Source organism: Afipia sp. DC4300-2b1 (assembly GCF_049895725.1).
GTDB classification, from domain to species: domain Bacteria; phylum Pseudomonadota; class Alphaproteobacteria; order Rhizobiales; family Xanthobacteraceae; genus Afipia; species Afipia broomeae.
In genome coordinates this window covers 161,033-184,948 of sequence record NZ_JAFCSX010000002.1, presented here as the reverse complement: position 1 = coordinate 184,948, position 23,916 = coordinate 161,033, and the positions used below count along the sequence as shown (strand labels likewise).

Annotated in this window: 19 protein-coding genes; 5 read left to right on the top strand and 14 right to left on the bottom strand. The window is 63.6% G+C overall.

Annotation, left to right across the window (positions count from 1 at the left end; all coding sequences use genetic code 11):
• Window positions 1–40: 40 nt before the first annotated feature.
• On the top strand, window positions 41–931 hold the full coding sequence (locus tag ACP7AL_RS07545; protein WP_425990309.1) for a 50S ribosomal protein L11 methyltransferase: 891 nt from the start codon (window positions 41–43) through the stop codon (window positions 929–931).
• 23 nt (window positions 932–954) lie between these two features.
• Here ACP7AL_RS07545 and ACP7AL_RS07540 read toward each other — a convergent pair whose 3' ends face one another.
• Window positions 955–1,158 carry a hypothetical protein gene (locus ACP7AL_RS07540; RefSeq protein ID WP_006021700.1) on the bottom strand — a complete coding sequence of 68 codons (204 nt, stop codon included), beginning with the start codon at window positions 1,156–1,158 and terminating at the stop codon, window positions 955–957.
• 221 nt (window positions 1,159–1,379) lie between these two features.
• On the opposite strand from ACP7AL_RS07540, the gene ACP7AL_RS07535 reads away from it, so the two are divergent.
• Complete coding sequence (locus tag ACP7AL_RS07535; RefSeq protein WP_425990307.1) at window positions 1,380–3,218, top strand: aminopeptidase P family protein; 1,839 nt, start codon at window positions 1,380–1,382, stop codon at window positions 3,216–3,218.
• Window positions 3,219–3,258: 40 nt separating this feature from the next.
• On the top strand, window positions 3,259–4,533 hold the full coding sequence (locus ACP7AL_RS07530) for a multidrug effflux MFS transporter (RefSeq protein WP_425990305.1): 1,275 nt from the start codon (window positions 3,259–3,261) through the stop codon (window positions 4,531–4,533).
• A 167-nt stretch (window positions 4,534–4,700) separates the two neighbouring features.
• Here the strand turns inward: ACP7AL_RS07530 and ligA are convergent, their stop codons facing one another.
• The 8 genes from ligA to ACP7AL_RS07490 all read right to left on the bottom strand — a co-directional run bounded on the left by ligA (window position 4,701) and on the right by ACP7AL_RS07490 (window position 16,091).
• Window positions 4,701–6,860, bottom strand: a complete 2,160-nt coding sequence (gene ligA / locus ACP7AL_RS07525) for an NAD-dependent DNA ligase LigA (protein ID WP_425990304.1) — start codon at window positions 6,858–6,860, stop codon at window positions 4,701–4,703.
• Between the two features lie 8 nt (window positions 6,861–6,868).
• On the bottom strand, window positions 6,869–8,542 hold the full coding sequence (recN, locus tag ACP7AL_RS07520) for a DNA repair protein RecN (protein ID WP_425990302.1): 1,674 nt from the start codon (window positions 8,540–8,542) through the stop codon (window positions 6,869–6,871).
• A gap of 26 nt (window positions 8,543–8,568) precedes the next feature.
• On the bottom strand, window positions 8,569–9,462 hold the full coding sequence (locus tag ACP7AL_RS07515; protein ID WP_006021705.1) for an outer membrane protein assembly factor BamD: 894 nt from the start codon (window positions 9,460–9,462) through the stop codon (window positions 8,569–8,571).
• A gap of 264 nt (window positions 9,463–9,726) precedes the next feature.
• A complete protein-coding gene (gene lpxC / locus ACP7AL_RS07510; protein WP_425990299.1) occupies window positions 9,727–10,686 on the bottom strand; it encodes a UDP-3-O-acyl-N-acetylglucosamine deacetylase in 960 nt (319 codons plus the stop codon).
• Between the two features lie 361 nt (window positions 10,687–11,047).
• Entirely contained in the window at window positions 11,048–12,805 is a 1,758-nt protein-coding gene (gene ftsZ, locus ACP7AL_RS07505) for a cell division protein FtsZ (protein ID WP_425990297.1), read from the bottom strand.
• An 87-nt stretch (window positions 12,806–12,892) separates the two neighbouring features.
• Window positions 12,893–14,215 carry a cell division protein FtsA gene (gene ftsA, locus ACP7AL_RS07500; protein WP_006021708.1) on the bottom strand — a complete coding sequence of 441 codons (1,323 nt, stop codon included), beginning with the start codon at window positions 14,213–14,215 and terminating at the stop codon, window positions 12,893–12,895.
• Window positions 14,212–15,198 carry a cell division protein FtsQ/DivIB gene (locus tag ACP7AL_RS07495; protein WP_425990295.1) on the bottom strand — a complete coding sequence of 329 codons (987 nt, stop codon included), beginning with the start codon at window positions 15,196–15,198 and terminating at the stop codon, window positions 14,212–14,214. Before ACP7AL_RS07495 ends, ftsA begins: the two co-directional genes overlap by 4 nt.
• Window positions 15,165–16,091 (bottom strand): D-alanine--D-alanine ligase, encoded by a 927-nt coding sequence (locus tag ACP7AL_RS07490; RefSeq protein WP_425990293.1) that lies wholly within the window; start codon window positions 16,089–16,091, stop codon window positions 15,165–15,167. Before ACP7AL_RS07490 ends, ACP7AL_RS07495 begins: the two co-directional genes overlap by 34 nt.
• 124 nt (window positions 16,092–16,215) lie before the next feature.
• Here ACP7AL_RS07490 and ACP7AL_RS07485 point away from each other — a divergent pair, with 124 nt between their 5' ends.
• Window positions 16,216–17,013 carry a DUF4239 domain-containing protein gene (locus ACP7AL_RS07485; protein ID WP_006021711.1) on the top strand — a complete coding sequence of 266 codons (798 nt, stop codon included), beginning with the start codon at window positions 16,216–16,218 and terminating at the stop codon, window positions 17,011–17,013.
• Window positions 17,014–17,023: 10 nt separating this feature from the next.
• On the opposite strand, the gene murB is transcribed toward ACP7AL_RS07485, so the two are convergent.
• The 3 genes from murB to ACP7AL_RS07470 all read right to left on the bottom strand — a co-directional run bounded on the left by murB (window position 17,024) and on the right by ACP7AL_RS07470 (window position 20,689).
• Window positions 17,024–17,947 carry a UDP-N-acetylmuramate dehydrogenase gene (gene murB / locus ACP7AL_RS07480; RefSeq protein WP_425990291.1) on the bottom strand — a complete coding sequence of 308 codons (924 nt, stop codon included), beginning with the start codon at window positions 17,945–17,947 and terminating at the stop codon, window positions 17,024–17,026.
• 1 nt (window position 17,948) lies between these two features.
• On the bottom strand, window positions 17,949–19,355 hold the full coding sequence (gene murC, locus ACP7AL_RS07475) for a UDP-N-acetylmuramate--L-alanine ligase (protein WP_425990289.1): 1,407 nt from the start codon (window positions 19,353–19,355) through the stop codon (window positions 17,949–17,951).
• A gap of 143 nt (window positions 19,356–19,498) precedes the next feature.
• The gene (locus tag ACP7AL_RS07470; protein ID WP_425990287.1) at window positions 19,499–20,689 is read right to left on the bottom strand and encodes an MFS transporter; all 1,191 of its coding nucleotides are present in this window, start codon (window positions 20,687–20,689) and stop codon (window positions 19,499–19,501) included.
• A gap of 113 nt (window positions 20,690–20,802) precedes the next feature.
• On the opposite strand from ACP7AL_RS07470, the gene ACP7AL_RS07465 reads away from it, so the two are divergent.
• Window positions 20,803–21,708 carry a LysR family transcriptional regulator gene (locus ACP7AL_RS07465; RefSeq protein ID WP_024920361.1) on the top strand — a complete coding sequence of 302 codons (906 nt, stop codon included), beginning with the start codon at window positions 20,803–20,805 and terminating at the stop codon, window positions 21,706–21,708.
• 141 nt (window positions 21,709–21,849) lie between these two features.
• On the opposite strand, the gene ACP7AL_RS07460 is transcribed toward ACP7AL_RS07465, so the two are convergent.
• The gene (locus ACP7AL_RS07460; protein WP_425991646.1) at window positions 21,850–22,608 is read right to left on the bottom strand and encodes an alpha/beta fold hydrolase; all 759 of its coding nucleotides are present in this window, start codon (window positions 22,606–22,608) and stop codon (window positions 21,850–21,852) included.
• 200 nt (window positions 22,609–22,808) lie between these two features.
• A complete protein-coding gene (gene murG, locus ACP7AL_RS07455; RefSeq protein ID WP_425990285.1) occupies window positions 22,809–23,909 on the bottom strand; it encodes an undecaprenyldiphospho-muramoylpentapeptide beta-N-acetylglucosaminyltransferase in 1,101 nt (366 codons plus the stop codon).
• Window positions 23,910–23,916: the final 7 nt, after the last annotated feature.

The window sequence follows — 23,916 nt, the reverse complement described above, 5'->3', positions numbered from 1 at the left end:
CCAAGCAGTCTGTGATTTCAGCCATTTGGACCCGTCCCTGATGTCATCTCCTTCCTCACCCGCGACGCAGGCCACCTTCGCCATTGGCGATGAGCGCACGGCCAGCCGCATTGTGGATGCCATCACCGAACGTTACCCCAGCCACGACCTCGCCATTGCCGCCTTCGAGGTGCCGGGCGGCCGCTGGGACATCACCATGCATTTCGCCGAAGCCCCGGATGAGGACTTCATCCGGGCGCTGGTGACGGAGACCGCCGGCGACGCGGCGGCCCAGTCGATCATCTTCAGCACGGTCGAGACCAAGGACTGGGTCAAGGCCAGCCTCGCGGATCTGGTGCCGGTGAATGCCGGACGGTTCGTCGTCCACGGCAGCCACGACCGCGAGCGCGTCCCGCCCAACAAGATCGGGATCGAGATCGAAGCCGCGCTCGCATTCGGCACCGGCCATCACGGCACCACCCGCGGCTGCCTGCTGCTGCTCGATCAGGTCCTGAACCGGCGCACCCCGAAGCGCGTGCTCGATCTCGGCTCCGGCACCGGCGTCCTGGCCATTGCGGCCGCCAAGGCGCTTCGGCGGCGCGTGCTGGCCAGCGATATCGATCCCCGCTCGGTGGCCGTGGCGCGGGAAAATGCACAGCTTAACGGCGCCGGGACTTGGGTCGAGGCGATCCATGCCGCCGGATTTCAGTCGCCGCATTTTGCGGCCAACGGTCCGTTCGGACTGGTGCTGGCGAACATTCTCGCCAACCCGCTGCGGCAGCTTGCGCCGTCGCTGGCGGCGCATCTGGCTCCGCAGGCATTCGTTATTCTATCGGGATTGCTGCCGCACCAGGCGAGCAGCGTGGTCGCCGCCTATCGCGGCGCAGGATTGAAGCTGCTCAAGCGAATTCAGATCGAAGGCTGGAGCAGCCTCTTGATGCAACGGCGCTGAAACCTTGCGCTCAATTGTCGGGATTATTCCCGTCTCATCCGGTGGGGCGTGATGTCCGCCTCGGTATAGCCAGCCTCAAATCGCGCCCTGCGGGCTTCACGCTGCAACCGGCTTTCCGTCAGCCGGTCGAGCATCTGAACGATAACCCCGCGTGGCTCCTTGATTGTCACCGCCGGAGTGCTTGCGCGAGCCGGAGCCGAAATCTTCTCAAACATAAAAGCTGGCATGCCCTGTCCCCTCTTCATTGAGTTGGAAAACACACCCCTCCGCATTTCCTGGCGCCGCAGTAACCTCAACAGTTGCAATCGCCAAACCGTTCCCCGTCACCTGTTAATCCCCACAGCCGTCGTTGGAAGCGGGGTTGAGTATGTATAAGCACAAGTCATGCCACCCTTGCGGACGTCGGCAGCCGATTGCCGCCCCCGCCCCGGAATCCTAAGGTCGAGCGATGTTCGAAGCCCAGTTCCAGACATTTGAAGAGCCCGAAGGCGGCGTTGCGCTGACCGCGCGGCTGTCCGCATTTCGCGAGGAATTGCTGCGCCGGCAACTGACGGGATTCGTAATTCCCCGCGCCGACAGCCAGCAAAACGAATATGTGCCGCCCTCCGACGAGCGGCTGGCGTGGCTGACAGGCTTTACCGGCTCGGCGGGACTGGCCGCCGTCCTGACCGGAAAAGCCGCGGTTTTCGTCGACGGGCGCTACATGATCCAGGCGGCCAAGCAGGTCGATGCGACCGCGTGGACCATCGAATCCCTGATCGACCCCCCGCCGGAAACCTGGCTGACCGCGAACCTTTCGCCGGGGGACCGCCTCGGATTTGACCCATGGCTGCACACTTCGGCAGCAGCGGAGCGCCTCGCCAAGGCCTGCGAAAAGGCGGGTGCTGAACTGGTTGCGGTGGACAGCAATCCGGTCGATTCGATCTGGAATGATCGGCCTGCCCCGCCGCTCGGGGCAGTGAAAGTTCATCCCGCACAATTCGCCGGTGAGAGCGAAAGCGACAAGCTCGCGCGTATCCGCAGGGAGATCGCGAAGCTCAACATCGATGCACTGGTGCTGTCGGATTCTCACGCCGTGGCTTGGACCTTCAACATCCGCGGCGCGGATGTTGCGCACACTCCGCTGCCTTTATCCTACGCACTAGTCCCGAAAGACGGCAGGCCGACCATCTTCATCGATCACCGCAAACTGTCGAACAGCGCGCGCGATCATCTGGAGAAGAACGCCACCGTCGAAGAGCCCGATGCCTTGATGCCGAAGCTCGCCGAACTGTCGCGCACCAAGGCCGCCATCGGTCTCGACTCAGCGACCGCTGCCGACGCGCTGAGCCGCATGATCGCGGCGGAAGGCGGCAAGCCGGTGCGGGTGACCGATCCGGTCGCCATGCTGAAGGCCGTGAAGAACGCCGCCGAGATGACGGGCACTCGCGCAGCGCATAAACGCGACGGCGCGGCGCTGGTACGGTTTCTGGCGTGGATCGACAAGGAAGCACCGAGCGGTAAACTCACCGAGATCGACGCCGTCGAAGCCCTGGAAACCTTCCGCCGCGAAACCGGGGTGCTGAAAGACGTGTCTTTCCCGACGATTTCCGGCACCGGCCCGAACGGCGCCATCGTGCATTACCGCGTCACCCGCAAGTCCAATCGCCGCATCGCGCCGGGCGACCTGCTGCTGATCGATTCCGGCGCGCAATATGAGGACGGCACCACCGACGTCACCCGCACCATCGCCATCGGCGAGCCGACAGACGAGATGCGCGACCGGTTCACCCGCGTGCTGCGCGGGCATATCGCCATTTCGCGCGCGGTGTTTCCCGACGGCGTTACCGGAGCGCAGATCGACGCTTTCGCACGGCAGTTTCTGTGGCACGCCGGCATCGACTTCGATCACGGCACCGGTCACGGCGTCGGCAGTTATCTGTCGGTGCACGAAGGCCCGGCCCGCATTTCCAAGCTCGGCACCACGCCACTCAAGCGCGGCATGATCCTGTCCAACGAGCCCGGCTACTACAAGACCGACGCTTTCGGCATCCGCATCGAAAATCTCGAACTGGTGGTCGAGGCCAGGATCGAGGGTGCGGAAAAGCAGATGAACGCGTTCGAGACCCTGACGCTCGCGCCGATCGACCGGCGGCTGATCGACGCCAACCGCATCAGCAAACAGGAGCTGCGCTGGCTCAACGATTATCACGCGCGAGTCCGCCAGGAGATCCGCCCGCTGGTCGACGAGGCGACGAAAGTGTGGCTGGACGCAGCGACCGAACCCATGACACACGAGAGACAGTGAAAGCCGCGCGCTGAATACAACGAACAAGAGTCCGGACAACGTGACCGAACCAAAGATCGCAGCCGTGAAGGCTGCAACGCCCGCCATGTGGAAACTGCTGCTGATGCTGGTGGCGATGAACGGCCTTGCGCCGGTCTCGCTCTACATTCTGGTACCCGCGCTGCCGATCCTCGCGAAGACACTGAACAGCGACGTCTCCGCCGTGCAGCTCAATGTCTCGCTGTTCATGGTCGGGCTGGCGATCTCGCAACTCGTGACCGGGTCATTGTCGGATCGCTTCGGGCGGCGGCCGGTGCTGCTGGCGGGGCTCGGCCTTGCAGTGATTGCGACCGTCATCTGCATGTTCGCGCAGACCCTGCCGCAACTGATTGCCGGACGTTTCCTGCAGGCGCTGGGCGGCGCCACCGGCATGGTGATGAGCCGCGCCATCATCCGCGATCTCTACCCGCGCGAGCGCGTCGGCGGCATGATCAGCCTTGTGATCGCGGTGATGATGATCGCGCAGTTGCTCAGCCCGCTGATCGGCGGTTTGCTGGAAACCAGCTTCGGCTGGCGCGCCATCTTCTATTTCATGGCGGCGACGTCGGTCGCCGTCGCGGCGGGAATTGCGGCTGGTCTGCCGGAAACCCGACCGGCACGCGGACCGGCGGAGGACGGCGGATTCTTCAAGGATGTGCGCGCGCTGTCGGCCAGCCGCGTATTCTTCGGCTATGTGCTGTGTCAAATGCTGGCCTCCGCGATCATCTTCACCTTCGCCGGAGGCGGTCCTTACATCGTCGTCAACCAGATGCACCGCTCCACCGCCGAATACGGACTGTGGTTCGCAACGTCGGGCTTGGCTTACCTGCTCGGCAATCTGGTGTCGGTGCGCCTGTCTCCGCGCCATGGCATCGACCGTATGATCTGGCTCGGAATCGCGCTTCAGATCGGCGGATCGATTATCAATGTCATCTGGGGCGTCACCGGACTCAACCAGATGCCGCTGTGGCTGTTCGGCACGCATATGATCGTGATGTTCGGGAATGCTTTCGCGATGGCCAACGCCTCCGCTGGCGCAATCAGCATTCGTCCGCAGGCCGCAGGCACGGCCGCCGGTACGATGGGCTTCCTGCAAATGGGCTTCGGCTCCCTCTGCTCTCAGCTCGGCGCATTCCTCGGCGGCCAGTTCACAACGCCGCTGCCGCTCAACATCGCGATCCTGATCATTTCGGCATCATGCGCCGTCGTGATCGTTCTGCTGGTGCCGCGCACGCATGTCGCGGTGACAACGGAAAAGATTGTCGAAGCGGAAGCCGAAGAGACGGGGCTGATCTAGGGCAACCACTTCCCTTTAGATCGAGGCTTCGCCACCTCAATGCTGCTACTCCCTCTCCCCGGCGGGGAGAGGGTTGGGGTGAGGGGCTCTGGATCTATCGAGAGATTCTACGCCCTCACCCGACTTCGCTGCTGCGAAGTCGACCTCTCCCCACGGGAGAGGTGGGGTTAACCACCACCCACCAGCGCCAGCCATTCGTCTTCGGTCAGCACCTGGACGCCGAGCTTGTTCGCCTCGGCCAGCTTGGAGCCCGCGCCCGGTCCCGCGACCACATAGTCCGTCTTCTTCGACACCGAGCCGGACGCCTTGGCGCCGAGACGTTCTGCCGTGGCCTTGGCTTCTTCGCGGGTGAATTTCTCCAGCGACCCGGTGAACACCACGATCTTTCCCGCGATCGGGGAGTCGGTCTTCGCCTTCTCCGCAGGCTGGACCTCGATCTCACCGAGCAGATCGTCCACTGCCTTGACGCTGTGCGGCTCCTTGAAGAACTCGACCAGCGCGTTTGCGACAACCGCGCCGACACCTTCGATCCCGTTGAGATCCTGATAGGCCTCGGACTGCGGCCCCTCACCCGCCGCGATCATCGCCGCGCGGAATGCCTCGACCGTGCCGTAGTGCCGGGCCAGCAGCTTGGCGTTGCCCTCGCCGACATGACGAATGCCGAGCGCAAAGATAAAGCGATGCAGCGCGATGGTCCGCCGCGCATCGATGGCCGCAAACAGATTGCGTACCGATGTTGCGCCGAAGCCTTCGCGGTCGGCCAGCTTTTTCTGCGATCGCGCATCGCGTTTTTCGAGCGTAAAAATATCGACCGGCGACATCACCAGACCGTCGGTGAAGAACTCCTCGATCTGCTTGTCGCCAAGCCCATCGATATCGAACGCATTGCGGGCGACGAAGTGCTTCAGCCGCTCCTTCGCCTGCGCGGGACAGGCGAGAGAATTGGTGCAGCGGCGCACCGAGTCAGGCCTGCCGGTCTTGGGATCTTCCTCACGCACCGCATGACTGCCGCAAGCGGGACACACCGTCGGAAACTTGTACGGCTTCGCGGACGCGGGCCGCTTGTCGAGCACGACACTGACGATCTGAGGGATCACGTCGCCCGCGCGTTGCACGATCACCGTGTCCCCGATACGGATATCGACGCCTTCACGGATCGGCTGGCCATCGTTGCCGATGCCCTTGATGTAATCCTCGTTATGCAGCGTCGCGTTCTGCACCACCACGCCCCCAACAGTCACCGGTGCGAGTTTCGCTACCGGCGTCAGCGCCCCGGTGCGCCCGACCTGGATTTCGATATCGTTGAGAACCGTGGTCGCCTGTTCGGCGGCGAACTTGTGTGCGATCGCCCAGCGCGGCGTGCGCGTGATGAAGCCGAGCCGCTCCTGCCAGTCGAGGCGATCGACCTTGTAGACCACACCATCGATGTCATAGCTGAGCTTGGCGCGCTGGGCTTCGATCTTGCGGTAGAATTTCAGGACACCTTCGACACTGTCGCACAGCGTGGTGAGCGGATTGGTGACAAAACCGGCCTTCTCCATCCATTCAATCATCTTGAACTGGGTCTTGGCCGGCATCTCGCTCATCTCGCCCCAGGCATAGGCGAAAAATTTCAGCGGCCGCGACGCGGTAACCGACACGTCTTTCTGGCGCAGCGAGCCCGCAGCCGAATTGCGCGGATTGGCGAATACGGTATCTTCGGCGTCCGCCTGCCGCTTGTTCAGCGCGAGGAAGTCCTTCTTGAGCATATAAACTTCGCCGCGGATTTCGCAGACGGCCGGAATGTTGCGGCCCCTCAGCTTATGCGGGATGTCGGCGATGGTCCGCACGTTGGCTGTGACGTCTTCACCGACCGAGCCGTCGCCGCGTGTCGCGCCGCGTACCAGAACGCCATCCTCGTAACGCAGTGACAGCGACAGCCCGTCGATCTTCGGCTCCGCAACGATGGCCGGAATCTCATCCTCACCAAGCTTCAGAAACCGCCGCACCCGATCAACGAAATCGGTGACATCCTCGTCACTGAACGCATTGCCGAGCGACAGCATCGGCACGCTGTGCGGCACCTTGGCGAAGCGGCCCGTGGGTGCAGCCCCAACTTTCTGCGATGGCGAGTCCCGTGTAACGAGACCGGGAAACCGCGCCTCGATAGCGTCGCTGCGCTTACGCAGTTCGTCATAGGCTGCGTCTGAAATCTTCGGCGCGTCCTCGTTGTAGTAGGCCTCGTTGTGACGTTCGATCTCCAACGCGAGACGTACAAGCTCGACCTTGGCCTGCGTCTCGGTGAGCTTGTCGACGGCGATGGGAGCCTTCTTCGGTTTCACTGCCATGACGCGCCTCACGCGGTCGCGGCTTTGAGCAGCCGGTCTGCCGCCGCGCGCGCCTCGGCGGTAATCTCCGCACCTGCCAGCATGCGCGCGATTTCCTCGCGGCGATGATCCTTGGCCAGTGTCGCCACCCGCGTCGCGACACGCTTGCCCTTGTCGAGCGCATCCTTGGAGATCAAGAGATGCTGATCCGCGCGCGCCGCCACCTGCGGTGCGTGGGTCACGGCCATGACCTGAACCTTCTCGGCCAGCCGCGCCAGCCGCGCGCCGATGGCGTCGGCCACGGCGCCGCCCACACCGGTATCGATTTCGTCGAACACCAGCGTCGGCGCCGAACCGCGATCGGACAGCACCACCTTCAGCGCCAGCAGGAAGCGTGACAGCTCGCCGCCGGACGCGACTTTCATCAGCGGTCCCGGTTTGGTGCCCGGATTGGTCTGCACCCAGAATTCGACGCGGTCGAACCCCTGCGGTCCGGGTGATGCCGGATCAGATTCAATCTGCGTCGAGAATTTCGCGCGGTCGAGCTTGAGGGGCGCGAGTTCGGAATTGACGGCCTTGTTGAGCTTCTCGGCGGCCTTGTTGCGCGCGGCGGAAAGCTTCTGCGCAGCCGCGTCATAAGCCTTGTCGGCGGCGGTGGCCGCCTTTTCCAGAACCTTCAACTGGTCCGCGCCGGCGTCGATCAGCGCGACGTCCGAAGCATAACGCTGCGCCAGCGCCGCCAGCCCGTCGACCGGTGTCGAGTATTTTCGCGCAGCTCCGCGCAATGCAAACAGCCGCTCCTCGATCCGTTCCAGTTCGAGCGGATCGAAGTCCGCGGCGATCAGCGCCGCATTGAGATGCTGGTCGGCTTCTTCCAGCGCATTGATCGCGGCGTCCATCGCCTTCACCGCGGGCTCGATCAGCGCCGGCGCAGTGCCCGCACGACGCTCCAGCCGGCGCACGGCCGCTGCCAGCGACGAGACCGGCGATTGCGGACCGCCGACCGCGGCCTGCGCCTCGCGCAAATCCTCGGCAATTTTCTCGCCCTGCATCATCACGGTGCGGCGTTCTGCCAGCGAGGTCTCCTCGCCTTCCAGCGGATTGAGTTTCTTCAACTCATCCGAGGCGTGGCGCAGATAGTCCGCCTCGCGGGCGGCGCGTTCCATCCCGGCGCGATGCTCGTCCAGCGCCGTTCGGGCGGCGCGGCGCGCATCCCAGAGTGCTTCGACGGCGGTCACGTCCTTCTCGAGGGCCGCGAAGGCATCGAGCAGCCGCCGATGCGTGGCGGTGTCCACCAGCGCGCGCTCGTCATGCTGGCCGTGGATTTCCACCAGTGTGCTGCCGACCGCCTTCAGGGTTTGCACGCTGATCGCCTGATCGTTGAGGAAAGCGCGGGTGCGCCCGTCGGCAAGCTGCACCCGCCGCAGGATCATCTCGCCGGTATCGTCGAGGCCGTTCTCGCGGAGGATAGCGCTGGCGGGATGCTTCTTCGGAACATCGAACACGGCCGTGACCTGGCCCTGCTCGGCCCCGTTGCGGACCAGACTCGCATCGCCGCGCCCGCCAAGCGCCAGCGCGAACGCATCCAGCAGGATGGATTTGCCCGCGCCGGTTTCACCGGTGAGGACAGCCAGACCTTTGAGGAAATCGATATCGAGCCGCTCGATCAGGACGATGTCGCGGATCGAAAGGCGGGCCAGCATGCGGAGTTAGTCCTGCAACGAGAAGATCAGCCGAGGCCAACCTTCTTGAATGCGCGGGTCATCCACGAATCCTTGTTGGCGGCCGGTTCGACACCGCCGGACTTTACAAGATTGTAGGCGTCTTTGTACCAGCGGCTGTCAGGAAAGTTGTGGCCAAGCACGGCGGCGGCGGTCTGCGCCTCGCCGACAATGCCGATCGCCATATAGGCCTCGGTAAGACGCGCCAGCGCTTCTTCGACATGCCGGGTGGTCTGGTACTGAGTCACCACGACCTTGAAGCGGTTGATCGCCGCCGTGTAGTCCTTCTTGTCCATGTAGTAGCGGCCGACGGTCATTTCCTTGCCGGCGAGCTGGTCGCGGGCGGCTTCGATCTTGCGCTTGGCGCTGGTAGCGTATTCCGACGTCGGATACTTGCGGATCACTTCCTCAAGCGCAGCGATGGACTTCTCGGTACGGCCCTGGTCGCGCGAAACGTCCGGAATCTGGTCAAAGTTCGAGGCGGCGATCAGATACTGCGCATAGGCGGCGTCGGGGCTGCCAGGATGCAACGCGACGTAGCGGTTGGCGGAGGAAATGCACTCGTCGTAGTCGCCGTTCTCGTAGGCCGCGTAGGCCGACATCAAAAGAGATTTACGCGCCCATTCCGAATACGGATGCTGGCGGTCGACCTCTTCGAACTTCTTCATCGCCGACTTGCGGTCACCCTTCTTGTTCATCAGGTACAAGCCCTCGTTGTAGAGCTTGTCCGCCGGTTCATCGACGAAGGTTTCTTCCTTGGCGAAATACTTGTCCCACAGGGCGCCGGTGCCGCAGCCGCTGAGCGGCACGGCCAGAACCATCAGGCCGAACGCAAGGCGCGCCTGACGGCCGATACGGCTCATCAGGGACGGGTCGGGACTATTGCGCAGTTCGAGCGTCATACGTTTGGGCCGACCTGAATTTGAATCCGACTTGGTTTGGGTCGCTGACCAGCCTGCTGCCGCCATCGCCGCACAAACAATCCCCAAAGGCTCGTTCAGCGCGCCTATGTAACTGAAAAACGGGCCTTAACCAACCGGATAGGTGGACAATTCGCCGGGATTAAGGCGGATTTCAGCAGTTCAACAATGGCTTGGTTAAACGGTACCCCGGTCAACCGACGAATAGGGAGTTTCGAAACCCGTCAGCGCGCAAACGGCAAACGCTCAGGAGACGTCCGGGCCGTAGGCTACGGCGACCATGCCGCCCGCGACATCGGCGTGGCCTCGCGCGGCGCGGCGTGCAACCGCCGGACGTTCGAGCACCGGCTCGACAGCTTCCACGATCCGCCAGGCATGGCGATCAGCCATCAGCGCGGTGAGCACGGCATGGTTGAGCTTGTGACCGCCACGCACCGAGCGATAGAGGCCGATCAGCGGCAGGCCGGCCAGCGCCAGATCGCCCACCACGTCGAGAACCTTGTGGCGGACGCATTCGTCGGCGTAGCGCAGGCCTTCGGTGTTCAGGACGCGTGTGTCATCGAACACGACGGAATTCTCAAGCGAAGCGCCGAGGGCGTAGCCCGCGCTCCAGAGCTTGTTGACGTCGCCGACGCAGCCGAAGGTCCGGGCGCGGCAGATATCGCGGCGAAAGCTGCCGGCGTCGAGGTCGAAGGCGTAAGCCTGTCGGCCGATTGAAGAATTGGCAAAGTCGATTTCGAGTTCGGCGCGGAACCCGCCGGCATGGGGGCGGAGTTCGCCGAACGATTCGCCCATCTCGATCTGTACGGGCTTCAAAACTTCGATGAACCGGCGAGCTGCGTTCTGCTGAACGATGCCGGCCTGATCAATCGCATCCACGAAGGGCGCGGCGCTGCCGTCCATGATCGGCACTTCAGGCCCATCGACTTCGATGGTGGCGTTATCGACGCCCATGCCGCGCAGCGCGGCCAGAACATGTTCGGCGGTGGAAACGAGCGGACCCTGGTCGTCGCCCAGCACGGTCGCGAAATCAGTGGCGATGACGGAGGCCGCGATGGCGGCTACTTCACGATCAGCGCGGGTGAAGATGAAACCTGAATTGATTTCGGCTGGTCCGATCGTCACACTGACCGGAGATCCAGAATGAACGCCGATGCCCGTCACGGTGACCTGCGACCGGAGCGTTGTCTGCCGACTCGATTTCATTCCCGATTGCCCAAAGTTTTAGTCATCCCAAGTCGCTGTAACCGAACTGGTTTCGCCTGTTGAGCCGGCGGTGCGACCGTGGATCGTCCCCAAGTGCGAGAACCTTAACCTCTGCAACAAAGAGCGCCACTCACGCTTGTTTACAGATTGTTACCCCAAACTCGCCGCAATCACGCCGCCGGTCTGGCCATTTTCCCGATCCCCGGGACGGCTTTCACCCGATCCCGGGCACCCTGTAACGCAAGGATTTTATCAGGAAAAACAAATATTTAATTTACACCCCGGCAACTGCGCGGGCGCCTCATGCAAATGCCCCGGCCTGTGACCGGGGCATTGTCGCATTCAGCGATTGTAACAATTGTCAGTTGGCCTGGCGCCGCAAGAAGGCGGGGATATCCAGATGGTCCTCCCCACCGCCCTGCGGTGCGGCCGGAGCCGGACGTCCGTGCGAATCAAGCCCCTGAGGTGCCGGGCGTCGAGCGTATTCAGATACCGGAGCGCCGGGTCCACCGAACTCGGCAGGAACCGGACGCTGGGGCTTACGTTCGGGCAACGGCGGCATCGATGGCATGGCCGGGCCGGACGCACGGGCGGCGATCGGCGGCTCGGTTTCCTCGTCGCGGCGGCCGAGGCCGACATTGGCCAGACGCTGCAGCAGCGAAGCGCGCTTCTGAGGCGGATGCTCCTCGGCGGTCTCGCCGCGCGCCTGACGGATCTGGTTCTGCGCAGGAACCGGCAACTCCTCAAACTGCGGCATCCGCGGCGCACGGAGCGGCATGCGCTCGGCAGGCTGTGGAATGAACGACGCAGGCGGGGCGGCTTCCTGGAGATTCATCGGCTCGTCGTGATCCGGAAACAGCGAGGGCTTCGGCGGAATCGGACGCACGCTGACGTCGCCATAGGCGGCGGGCTGCATCGGCGCCGGAGCCGGACGCTCCGTCGGCGACACGGCTTCCGCGATGGCAGCAAGCGCCGCGCGGTCGATCTGGTCGGCGGTGGCACGCACCGGCGCAGGTGCGGCAGCGGTCTTCTGCTGCTGCGCGCGCTCGGCCATACGCTGGTTGTCGGCGCGCAGACGCGCCGTCAATTCGGCAAGGCGGCTTTCAGGTGCACCTGAAGTGACCTGCGGCGCCGGAGCGGCGCGGCTGGCAGCGACCGTGTCGATGCCGGTGGCAACCACCGACACGCGGATAACGCCTTCAAGGGTTTCATCGAACGTCGCGCCGACGATGATGTTGGCGTCGTTGTCGACTTCCTCGCGGATGCGGGTGGCAGCTTCGTCGACTTCGAACAGCGTCAGATCCTTGCCGCCGGTGATCGAGATCAGCAGGCCCCGCGCCCCGCGCATCGACGAATCGTCGATCAGCGGGTTGGCGATCGCAGCTTCCGCCGCAGTCAGCGCGCGTTTCTCGCCGGTGGCTTCGCCGGTGCCCATCATCGCCTTGCCCATTTCGCGCATCACGGCGCGGACGTCGGCGAAGTCGAGGTTGATGAGGCCTTCCTTCACCATCAGGTCGGTGATGCAGGCGACGCCCGAATAGAGCACCTGATCGGCCATCGCGAAGGCGTCGGCGAACGTGGTCTTCTCGTTGGCGACGCGGAACAGGTTCTGGTTCGGGATGATCAGCAGCGTATCGACCACCTTCTGAAGCTCGGCGATGCCGGCCTCCGCCGTGCGCATGCGGCGCTGGCCTTCGAAGTGGAACGGCTTGGTGACGACGCCGACGGTGAGTATCCCCATCTCGCGCGCGGTCGCAGCGATCACGGGGCCTGCGCCGGTGCCGGTGCCGCCGCCCATGCCCGCGGTGACGAACACCATGTTCGCGCCCGAGAGGTGATCCTTGATCTCATCGATGACTTCCTGGGCCGCCGCGGCGCCAACGTCCGGCTGCGAACCCGCGCCGAGACCCTGGGTGACCTGGGTGCCCATCTGCACGATGCGTTCGGCCTTCGACATGGTGAGGGCCTGCGCGTCGGTGTTGGCGACGACGAAATCGACCCCCTGCAAACCGGCGGAGATCATGTTGTTGACAGCGTTACCGCCCGCGCCGCCGACGCCGAACACGGTGATGCGTGGCCTCAGCTCGCGAACATCCGGGGGTGTGAGATTGATGGTCATGGTTGCCTCTCGATTATGCGCGCGCGTGGGGGCTTGGGCTGCACGCCAAAGCGGTTGATGAATTGGTCCGATCCGGTGTTGAGATCATCAGAAGCCCTCTCGAAGCCATCTGCCGACCTTTCCGAAGTAGCCGTTAGTCCCTGTCATGAGCTGCCGCGTGTGCCGCGGTTCGACGTGTTCAAGGTGTGCGAATTGCGGATAGACCAGCAGGCCGGTCGGCACCGCGAATGATGCACTCTTGGCCTCGTTGGGCAGCCGGCCGAAGCCGAGCGGACGCCCGATACGCACCTCGCGGCCGAGAATGCGGCTGGCGAGATCCGGAATGCCGGTGAGCTGCGATGCGCCGCCGGTCAATACCACTCGCGCCCGCGGCTCTGCCGCAAAGGGGGAATCCGCGAGCCGGTCCCTGACCATCTCAAAAATCTCCTCGACCCGCTGCTTCACGATGTTTGCAATCGTGGCGCGGGATACAATCTGCGGCGCGTCACCGTCGTGACCACCTACCGTCGGCACACTCATGACTTCGCGCGCGTCAGAACCGCCGGTCAGCACGGTGCCATATAACGTCTTGATTCGCTCGGCATCCGCAATGCACGCACCTAAACCGCGCGCCAAATCCATCGTCACGTGTTGTCCGCCGACGGCAAATCCGCTGGCGTGAACGCACTGACCGGCGGAATAGGTCGCGATCGTCGTGGTGCCCGCACCCATCTCGACGACGGCGGCACCCAGATCGGCTTCATCGTCGGTCAGAACCGCAAGCCCGGACGCGTAAGGCGCGCAAGCCATGGCCTCGACGTTGAGGTGACAACGCTCGACCACCAGCATCAGGTTTTTTGCCGCCGTCGCGTCGGCCGTAATGACGTTCATGTCGATGCCGAAATGGCGTGCGACCATTCCGCTCGGATCGCGGACGCCCTTGACGCCGTCCAGCGAGTAAGTGGCGGGCAGAACGTGAAGCACCGTGCGTCCCCGCGGGGTCGCATGATGCATGCCGGCGCTGATGACGCGGCTCATATCGGCAGGCGTCACCGCGCCGCCACGCAATTCCGAGGAGGCCTCGACCATAGCGCCTTGCAGGCGGCCGGCGGAGACCGACAGCAGCACCGATTCGACGCGGACCTTGGCCATCCGCTCGGCCAGCGCCACGGCCTGACGCACGGCCTGCTCGCATTCATTGAGATCGACCACTGCGCCGGCCTTGACCCCGCGCGACTGGATATGGCTCAGCCCGATCAGTTCGACGGCATGGGTCCGGCCGCGCAGCGCATCGCTCGGCGGGCACGGCTTCAGCCGCGCGATCAGGCAGGCGATCTTGCTGGTGCCGATGTCGAGTGCGGCGACGAGCGCCGTCTTGTTCGGCGGCATCTGCCGGGTCTTCGGGGTTTGAACGCCATCAAGACTGGTCATGCGCTTCCAGCCTTCTTCGGGGTTTTCTTGTCCTTGAGCAGATCATTGCGCGCCTTGGCCGCGTCCTCCGACAGGCGCACGGTCAGCCGATCCGGCAGCCGCATGTCGATGGCGGTGATGTCGCGCGAGAACAGGCCGGTCTCCTTGTCCATCTTGGATAGGGTCGCCAGCGCCTTCTCGACCTCGAATTCCGGCAGGCGAACGTCGACGCCGTCGGCCAGACGCAGATTCCAGCGCCGCTCGCCGACGAACACGATCGCCTTCACCTGCGAGCGCACCTGCGGGTACTGCGCCAGCAGTCCGAGGAAATCCTTGGCGCGGGTTTCCGCACCCTTGCCCACCACCAGCGGCAGCGACACGAAACGCCGCGCCACATAGGGCTCTAGCACCGTTCCGTCGGACGAAATTACCGACACCCGGCCGTTTTCCTGCCACAGCGCGAAGGGCGAGCGCTCGGTGATGTCGATCTGCAAGCGGCCCGGATAAAGCTTCTGCACGGTGGCGTCGGAAATCCACGGGTCGGCCTTCAGCTTGTCGCGCGCGGTCGCGGCATCAAGAAACAGCAGCGACGAGCGGCCGGTGACGCCGCCGACGGCGAGAATCTCGTCCTGCGTAAGCTGTTTGCGGCCGGTGATAGCGACGCTGGTGATTCGGAAGCCGACGGAATTGGCCGCAGCGTTGCGGGCGTCGCTCAGCGCCCCGAGCACTTCGTCGGTGTGACCGCCCTTGACCACGCCCAGCACGGCGGCGCCGATCAGCACCACGGCGGTCGCGAACAGTCCGAAGCCGCGCGGACGCCGGCGCTCCAGCACGGCGATCCATTGCGGCTCTTCGTATCGGGTGACGGGTGCGGTGTTCGCGCGGCGAGCCGCACCCTGCGCGCGGGCGCGCGGACGCTGGGCTGCGGAAGCGCCCCTCGTCTGAGGATTAGATTGGGGCCTCTGCGATCTCACCGATCGAGAGAGGCGTCCTCCACCATCCATTGCACCAACTCGTCAAATGTTACGCCTGCGTGAGCCGCAAGCTCTGGAACAAGTGACGTCTCGGTCATGCCGGGTTGGGTGTTTACCTCGAGGCAGGTCAATCCCCCTGTTCCCTCGATGCGATCGTCGTAACGGAAATCCGCACGGCTTACGCCCCGGCAGCCAAGCGCCACATGCGCCGCCAGCGTTAACCTTCGGACTTCCTGGTAAACAAAAGGTAAAATAGGTGCAGGCAGGATGTGTTTTGATGCGCCCGGAGAGTACTTTGCCTCGTAATCGTAGAATTTGATTAAAGGTACGATCTCGATCACCCCCGTCGGCTCGCCGTTAATGACGGCACAGGTGAGTTCCTTACCCGCGATGTATTTCTCGACCAGAAGCTGGTCGCCATGGGGCCAGTCCTCGCGGAACAGCTCCTGCGGAGGGTGGGCATGGGCCTCGGTGACGATGAAAACCCCGACGCTGGAGCCGTCCGCCACCGGTTTGATGACATAAGGCGGCGCCATGGCGTGCCCCTTGGCCACTTCGGCGCGGGTCAGCGTCAGCCCTTCCGGCACCGGCACCCCCGCTGTCGCCATCACCGTCTTGGCGAGATCCTTCTGCATCGCCAGCGACGACGACAGCACGCCGGAGTGCGAATAGGGAATCCCGAGCGTTTCGAGCACGCCCTGAATGGTGCCGTCCTCGCCGGGCTTGCCGTGCAACATCACCAGCGCCGCATCCGGCTTCAACTGTTCGAGAACGGTCGCGATGTCGCGCTTCACGTCGATGCGCGTGACCTTGTAGCCCTTGCGCTCCAGCGCATCGGCGCAAGCCTTACCAGAGCGCAGCGAGACCTCCCGCTCCGACGACCATCCGCCCATCAGCACTGCGACGTGTTTGAATTGATTCATGATCTCTCCCGATACGCCTACCTACGCTGATTTGAGCCGATGACCAAGCCGCACCAGTTCAGGTATTGTTGCCGTGACACAGGAAACGGAGCCGGCAGCGAGGCTCAACAAGAAGGCTATTTTCATGATCCGAGCCTGGCTCGACCTGTCCGCGATCGGAATTTTTGCCGTCCTTATCGTGCTTTATTTCGGCTTCTCGCTGTTTCTGGCGCTGATCTCTTTTCGCAGCCCTTTGGCCCGGCACGTGCAATCGCTGACCGGCGTGGTCGCGCCATTCTTCGGTTCGGTTGCAATCCTGTTCGCGCTCCTGACCGGCTTCCTCGCCAACGATGTCAGCGAACGCAACCGGCGCGCCCATCGCGCCGTCGAAACGGAAGCCGGTGAAATCCACAACCTTCATACGCTGAGCGTGGCGTCGGTCTCGGACATGCAGTCCATTCGCAGGGCGATCAAAGTGTATGTCACATCGGTCGTCACCGACGAGTGGCCGACGCTCGACAGGGGCCAGACGTCGCCGATCACAGGGGCCGCATACGACGACCTGCTGCACGAAGTAAGCGTCCCATCAATCGGAAAAGCGTCGGGCTCTGCCGTCCAATCCGCAATGCTTGGCTCCGCACTGCGGATCGGCACAACGCGCAACGAGCGCGTGGCCATCTCGTCGGACCACACGAACGACCTGAAATGGCTCGTCGTGATCCTGCTGGCGCTGTTCACGCAGGTGGCGATCGCCCTCGTTCATCTCGAACGCCCGCGCGCATTCGCTGCTTCGATGACCGTGTTTTCAAGCGCGGTGATCGTCACACTGGGAATCATCGCGCTGCAGGAATATCCGTTCAACGGCGCATTCAGGGTCTCGCCGGCGCCTCTGGCGCAGCTTCTGTCGCTGCCCGAAGCGATCACGCCGCGCCCTTTAAACTAGAAAAGCTGAACTAGGGCAGCGCGACGCCGATCCGCTTGATCTCCCAATGCAGATCGATGCCTGAATTCTCCATGACCCGCGCGCGCACGGTTTCGCCCAGCGTCTCGATGTCGTGCCCGGTCGCGTTGCCGGTGTTGATCAGAAAATTGCAGTGCATCTCGGAGACCTGCGCTCCGCCGACGCGGAAGCCGCGCATCCCCGCCGCATCGATCAGTCTCCACGCACTGTGACCCGGCGGATTCTTGAAGGTCGATCCGCCGGTCTTTTCGCGGATCGGCTGCGCGGTTTCCCGGTGGTTCTGCACTTCGGCCATGCGGGTGCGGATCGTCTCGGGATCGGTGACGCGCCCGCGATAAAGCGCGGAAGTGAAAATCACCGACGTGTCGACACCCGAATTGCGATAGACGAATTTCATGTCGGCGTTCGAGAACGTGACCTTCTCGCCCGCGCGCGTGACGCCCCGCGCCTCGACCAGGACGTCCTTGGTCTCGCCACCATTGGCGCCCGCGTTCATGCGCAGCGCGCCGCCGATCGAGCCGGGAATCCCGAAATAGAATTCGAGCCCGCCGATGTTGGCGGCGGCAGCAGTCTCCGCCACGCGTTTGTCCAGCGCGGCGGTGCCGGCGCGAACCATATCGCCCTCGGCCCTCACCTCGCCGAATCCGCGTGGCGACAGGCGAATGACAACACCGCTCACGCCGCCATCGCGTACGATCAGGTTCGAACCGACGCCAACCGTATAAACCGGAATCTCCTGCGGCAGCCTCATAAGGAAGTAAGCGAGATCGTCCTCATCGGCAGGCGTGAACAGAACCTGCGCCGGGCCGCCGACGCGAAACCATGTCAGCGGCGCGAGCGATTCATTCGCCAGCAGACGCCCGCGCAGACCGGGCATCGCGGATTTCAGATCGGCGCTGATGTCGGGAAAGGCCACGCTACTTGCCCAGCGCCTTCAACTCATCCGGCAACGCGTAGGCCCACTGCGTGATGTTGCCCGCACCGAGACAAACCACAAAGTCGCCGGGCCTGGCGACATCGCGCACCACCGACGCAAGCTTGTCCACGCCGGGCAGCGGAATCACTTCACGATGGCCGTGCGCGCGCAGACCTAGCACGAACGCATCGCGATCCACGCCCGGGATCGGGTCTTCACCTGCTGCATAAATATCCGCAACGATGACCGTATCCGCATCGTTGAAGCAGGTGCAGAATTCCTCGAACAGCGACTGCAGGCGCGTGTAGCGGTGCGGCTGCACCACGGCGATCACCTTGCCCTTGGTGGAATCACGCGCAGCCTTGAGCACGGCGGCGATCTCCACCGGATGATGGCCGTAGTCATCAATGATGGTCACGCCGTTCCACTCGCCGGTGCGCGTGAAGCGCCGCTTTACGCCGCCGAAGCCTGCCAGCGCCGTGCGGATCGCATCGTCCGAGATGCCGATCTCGTGCGCGACGGCGATTGCCGCCGTCGCGTTCAGCGCGTTGTGACGGCCCGGCATCGGCAGCACCAGATCGGAAATCTCGTGAGCCGCATCCGTCTTGCGATGACGGAACGCAACCTTGAACTTCGAACCGCCGCTGAACGGCACCAGGTCGACAAGCCGCGCGTCGGATTGCGGGTTCTCGCCATAGGTAATGATGCGGCGGTCTTCGATCTTGCCGACCAGCGCCTGCACCACCGGATGATCGATGCACATCACCGCAAAGCCGTAGAAAGGCACGCCCTCAACGAAAGCCCTGAACGCATCCTGCACGGCCTCGAACGTCTTGAAGTGATCGAGATGCTCGGGATCGACGTTGGTGACGATGGCCACGTCGGCGGGGAGCTTGAGAAATGTGCCGTCGCTCTCGTCGGCTTCCACCACCATCCAGTCACCTGCGCCGAGACGTGCGTTGGTGCCATAGGCATTGATGATGCCGCCATTGATGACGGTGGGGTCCATATTGCCCGCATCGAGCAGGGTCGCGACCATCGAGGTCGTGGTGGTCTTGCCGTGGGTGCCGGCAATGGCGATGCAGCTTTTCAGCCGCATCAGCTCGGCCAGCATTTCGGCGCGGCGCACCACCGGAATGCGCAATCCGCGCGCCGCCATCAATTCAGGATTGTCGCGCTTGATGGCGGTGGAGACCACCATCACGTCCGCGCCGTTCACGTTCTCGGCCTTGTGGCCAATGCTGATCTTGATGCCCTTGTCGCGCAGCCGGGTGACGTTGGCATTCTCGGAAGCGTCCGAGCCCTGCACGGTGTAGCCGAGATTGCACAGCACCTCGGCAATGCCGCTCATGCCGATGCCGCCGATTCCGACGAAGTGAATGGGTCCGATCTCGCGCGGCAGTCTCATCAATATCTTCCAGTCACGGGGGGACGCCGTCTCAGGCATCCATGACGTCCTTCAAACAGACGAAGCTGGCCGGGACAAGCCCGGCCAGCTCGGAAAAATACACGATTCTTTTCAAATAGGCCGGAAAGGCCCGACTTCGTCCGCTATTCGGCGGCAGCGGGGCAAACAGGGGCCGGAACCGGCTTCGCGCGCACCTCAAGCCGATAACTCGCCATCGCCAGCACCATACCAGCCAGCGGCACCAGCGCCGCGATCCATGGCACCGACTCCAGGCCCGGTCCGCGATCGATCACAACACCGCCGAGCCACGCACCGATAGCATTGCCGAGATTGAACGCCGCGATGTTGAAACTCGAGGCCAGCGACTGGCCGGCACCATGCGCCTTGTCCAGTACCCACATCTGAAGCGGCGGAGCCGTCGCGAACGCTGCAACACCAAACAGAGCGGCAAAGGCAACCACTGCAATCTTGTTGTGAACCGCGAATGTCATCAGTGCGAGCACAACCGAGAGTGCGAACAGACTGCCAAATACGGTAGGCATGAGCCGCTTGTCGGCGAACCGTCCACCGAGCAGGTTTCCGATCAGCAATCCGATGCCGACCACCAGCAGGATCGGCGACACGGCAGCATCGGAGAAGCCCGTGACCTTGGTCAGCAGCGGCGCGAGATAGGTGAAGACAGCGAATACGCCGACCCATCCCAGCACCGTTGTGAGCAAGCCAGCGAGCACGGGGCCGCGCTTGAGAACCGCAAGATCTTCCCTGAGATTGAAGGCTTCAGGCGCTTCCTTGCTGGCCGGCACCAGCAGCGCAATGATGGCGAAAGCAACCACACCAACCAGCGTCACGGCCCAGAATGTTGCACGCCAGCCGAAATGCTGACCGAGCCAGGTCCCGAACGGCACACCGAGAATGGTGGCGACGGTCAGGCCCGTGAACATGATCGCGATGGCCGATGCCTTCTTGTCGGACGCCACGAGCGAGGTGGCGACCACCGAGCCGACCCCGAAGAATGTGCCATGCGCGAAGGCCGTGAGCACACGCGCGGCCATCAGGGTCCAGTAGTTCGGCGCAAGGGCGCAGGCCAGATTGCCGATGGTGAAGACCGCCATCAGCACCAGCAGCGCCGTCTTCCGCGGCCAGCGGGCGGTGGCGATGGTCATGATCGGGGCGCCGACAACGACGCCAAGCGCATAACCCGAGATCAGCAGGCCCGCAGCCGGAATGGAGACGCCGAGATCGGCGCCGACCTGGATCAGCAGGCCCATAATGACGAATTCAGTGACGCCGATTCCGAAAGCGCCGGCGGTGAGCGCATAAAGTGCGAGTGGCATGGAGCATCCCTCAGGCGAATCCGGCCGACCGCCGGCAACTTCGGAGAAGTGGACGCAAAGCCATTCGTGAACTAGACTGCCATAAGTAACAATATTTGTGAAACAAAGTCACAATGGCACGTCAGGACGTCAACCGATCCGGCGAAATGGAAGTGTTCGCCCGTGTGGTGGAACTGGGCGGCTTTTCGGCGGCGGCGCGCGCCTTCCGGATGACGCCATCCGCGGTCAGCAAACTGGTGGCGCGGCTGGAAACCCGGCTCGGCGTGCGCCTCATCAACCGGTCGACCCGCAAGCTGCAACTGACCCCGGAAGGCACGGCCTATTACGACCGCAGCATCCGCATTCTCGACGATATCAATACGGCGGAGCGCGAAGCCGCAATCGGCGCAACCCCGCGCGGCCGCGTACGGGTCAATACCAGCGTGCCGTTCGGGCTGCACTGGCTGCTGCCGCTATTGCCCGGATTTCTCAAGTTGCATCCCGGCGTCAATGTCGACGTGGCGCTGACCGATACGGTGGTGGACCTGATGGAAGAGCGCGCGGACATCGCCATCCGCGTGGGACCGCTGCGCGAGTCCCGTCTGCTCGCGCGCAAGCTCGGCGAGAGCCGGATGGTCGTGGTCGCGGCGCCCGCCTATCTCGCGGACCACGGAACGCCGCGCACGCCCGCCGATCTTGCCAAGCACAATATGCTCGGCTTCTGCTTTTCAAAGCAGATGGACGGCTGGCCGTTTCGTGACAGCAGCGGCGGCATCGTCTCCGTGCCGCCTGTCGGTACTGCGCTGGTTTCAGACGGCGAGGCCATGCAACGGCTGACCGTTGCAGGCGCAGGTCTCTCCCGGCTCGCCCGCTTTCATGTCGATGCGGATATCAAGGCGGGCCGCCTTGTGCCAGTGCTTGAAGACTTCAATCCGGGCGATCTCGAACCGATCCATGCGGTGTTCGTCGGCCATGGCGGACAACTGCCGGCGCGGGTGCGGGCCTTTCTGGATTACCTGGTTGAGCACGTGAAGTTGTGACGGAAATTGCGAGGCAGGAATGACCTCTTCGTCATTGCGAGCGGAGCGAAGCAGAACAGAAGGAATGGATTGCTTCGTCGCAAGCGCTCCTCGCAATGACGACTTAGTGGATGCACGCTCTCTCGCGGCAATCTGCAACAATCAGCTCTTGTGCTGACCCGCAGCCTGGATGATCAGGTCGGCGATCTCCTTCGGATGCGAGACCAATGACAGATGACCGGCATCCAGTTCGACCGTGGTCGCGTTCATGCGCTTGGCGAGGAAGCGCTCCAGATCGGGATTGATGGTCTTGTCGTCCTTCGACACCGCATAGAATGACGGCTTGTCGTGCCATGCCGCCTGCGTGGTGCGGCCGGCAAAGATCGACGCCGCGGTGTCGCCCTGCTCCGCGTAAAGCGACTCGGCCTGCTTGTGCGGAACGCCGTTGGCGAAATATTTCAGGAACGAGTCTTCCGACAGACGCGTATAGCCGTCATGGGTCTGAATGCCGGCGCGCACGGGACCCGTCGGGAATTTGCCGGACAGCGCAACGAAGTCCTCTCCGGCATCGGGAGCCCGCGCAGCAACGTAAACCAGCGACGATACTTTCGGATCGTTGCCGACATCGCTGATGACTGTGCCGCCCCATGAATGCGCAACGAGCACGGTCGGACCGTCCTGAAGGGCGAGCACACGGCGTGTCGCCGCATCGGAATCCTCAAGGGAACTAAGAGGGTTCTGGACGGCGGTCACATGCAATCCTGCGGCCTGCAAACGCGGGATCACCTCACCCCAGCTTGAGCCGTCGGCCCAGGCGCCGTGCACCAGCACCACATTCTTCGCCGCCACCGGCGGGTTGGTCTGCGCGACAGCTTCCAATGTGCAGTATGCGCCTGTCGCCACGCTGACAGCCACCGCCATAACGAGTTTCACAAACTTCATGATCTTGCTCCGTGATTATTCAGGGGCGTTGCGCCCCTTCACAAAGCACTTCGATTCAAAATCGCGCAGCGCAACAAACTCACGGGCTTGTGACATGCGGAAAGAACGGGCAGATCGCCCGGCGCCGCATGACTTTTTCGTCATATTGGAGAGTGTCGCCGGAATGACGGGGTGCGGAGCTAAATTCCCGCAATCTTCGCGGCGAGATCGGCGAGCCGTTCCGCGGCATCGAGGCGTCCGACCGAACGCGCGCTGGTCGCCATCGTGGTCAGCCGCGCCGGATCGGCCCCGAGCGTGGAGATTTCCGACGCCAGACGATCCGGCGTGAATTCGTTTTGCGGAATCCGGATCGCGCCGCCTGCTTTCTCCAGCACGCCGGCATTGGCGAATTGATCCTGATCGATTGCGCCGGGGAGCGGCACCAGAATTGACGGACGACCGATCGCTCCAAGTTCGGCGACAGTGCCAGCGCCTGAACGCGAGATCACCAGATGCGTTGCTGCGAGCCGCGCTGGCAGATCGGCGAAGAACGGCGCCAGTTCGGCTTCGATCTTGAGACGATTATAGACCGCGCGTACGCGGCTCATGTCTTCCTCGCGCACCTGCTGTACCAGGCTCAATCTGCGCCACAGCGCCGGGTCAAGTTTCTCAATCGCCGGCGGCACGATGTCCGCCATGATGCGCGCGCCCTGACTGCCGCCGACAACGAGCAGACGCAACGGCCCCGTTGTATCCGGCGAAGCGTAAGGCACCGCAGCGGCAGCGAGGATCGCAGGCCGCATCGGCGTGCCGGTGACCGTCGCTTTTCCGGCCAGCGCCGGATCGCGGTCGAGCACACCAGGCAGCGATGTCGCGATCGCGCTGACCCGCGTCGACAGCAAGCGATTGGCGCGGCCGAGCACGGCGTTGGAATCGTGAATGATCGTCGGGATGCCGAGCAGTTTTGCCGCAATCAAAGGTGGCAGTGTCGGATAGCCGCCGAACCCGATCACGGCTTTCGGCTTCTGCCGCAACAGCAGCGCGAGCGACATCGCGCCGCCGGCCGCGAGCATTGCGCCGGTGCGCGCGAGCGCCCACGGCGTGCGCCCACGGACGGTTTCGCTCGGCACCACATCCATCATGTCGGGGGTGAACATTCCGCCGTAACGCACCGCGCGGGAGTCGGTCATCAGCCGCACGCGTGCGCCGCGCTTCATCAGCGCCACGCCGAGCGCCTCGGCAGGAAACAGGTGTCCGCCGGTTCCGCCCGCCGCCAGCATAATGAGAGGTGTGTCGGGCATAACCGCC

Bases quoted from the DNA above. Each gene is read 5' to 3' on its own strand.
- ACP7AL_RS07545 (WP_425990309.1), top strand. From the start codon at position 41: ATGTCATCTCCTTCCTCACCCGCGACGCAGGCCACCTTCGCCATTGGC.
- ACP7AL_RS07540 (WP_006021700.1), bottom strand. From the start codon at position 1,158: ATGCCAGCTTTTATGTTTGAGAAGATTTCGGCTCCGGCTCGCGCAAGC.
- ACP7AL_RS07535 (WP_425990307.1), top strand. From the start codon at position 1,380: ATGTTCGAAGCCCAGTTCCAGACATTTGAAGAGCCCGAAGGCGGCGTT.
- ligA (WP_425990304.1), bottom strand. From the start codon at position 6,860: ATGGCAGTGAAACCGAAGAAGGCTCCCATCGCCGTCGACAAGCTCACC.
- recN (WP_425990302.1), bottom strand. From the start codon at position 8,542: ATGCTGGCCCGCCTTTCGATCCGCGACATCGTCCTGATCGAGCGGCTC.
- ACP7AL_RS07515 (WP_006021705.1), bottom strand. From the start codon at position 9,462: ATGACGCTCGAACTGCGCAATAGTCCCGACCCGTCCCTGATGAGCCGT.
- lpxC (WP_425990299.1), bottom strand. From the start codon at position 10,686: ATGAAATCGAGTCGGCAGACAACGCTCCGGTCGCAGGTCACCGTGACG.
- ftsZ (WP_425990297.1), bottom strand. From the start codon at position 12,805: ATGACCATCAATCTCACACCCCCGGATGTTCGCGAGCTGAGGCCACGC.
- ftsA (WP_006021708.1), bottom strand. From the start codon at position 14,215: ATGACCAGTCTTGATGGCGTTCAAACCCCGAAGACCCGGCAGATGCCG.
- ACP7AL_RS07495 (WP_425990295.1), bottom strand. From the start codon at position 15,198: ATGGATGGTGGAGGACGCCTCTCTCGATCGGTGAGATCGCAGAGGCCC.
- ACP7AL_RS07490 (WP_425990293.1), bottom strand. From the start codon at position 16,091: ATGAATCAATTCAAACACGTCGCAGTGCTGATGGGCGGATGGTCGTCG.
- ACP7AL_RS07485 (WP_006021711.1), top strand. From the start codon at position 16,216: ATGATCCGAGCCTGGCTCGACCTGTCCGCGATCGGAATTTTTGCCGTC.
- murC (WP_425990289.1), bottom strand. From the start codon at position 19,355: ATGAGACTGCCGCGCGAGATCGGACCCATTCACTTCGTCGGAATCGGC.
- ACP7AL_RS07470 (WP_425990287.1), bottom strand. From the start codon at position 20,689: ATGCCACTCGCACTTTATGCGCTCACCGCCGGCGCTTTCGGAATCGGC.
- ACP7AL_RS07465 (WP_024920361.1), top strand. From the start codon at position 20,803: ATGGCACGTCAGGACGTCAACCGATCCGGCGAAATGGAAGTGTTCGCC.
- ACP7AL_RS07460 (WP_425991646.1), bottom strand. From the start codon at position 22,608: ATGGCGGTGGCTGTCAGCGTGGCGACAGGCGCATACTGCACATTGGAA.
- murG (WP_425990285.1), bottom strand. From the start codon at position 23,909: ATGCCCGACACACCTCTCATTATGCTGGCGGCGGGCGGAACCGGCGGA.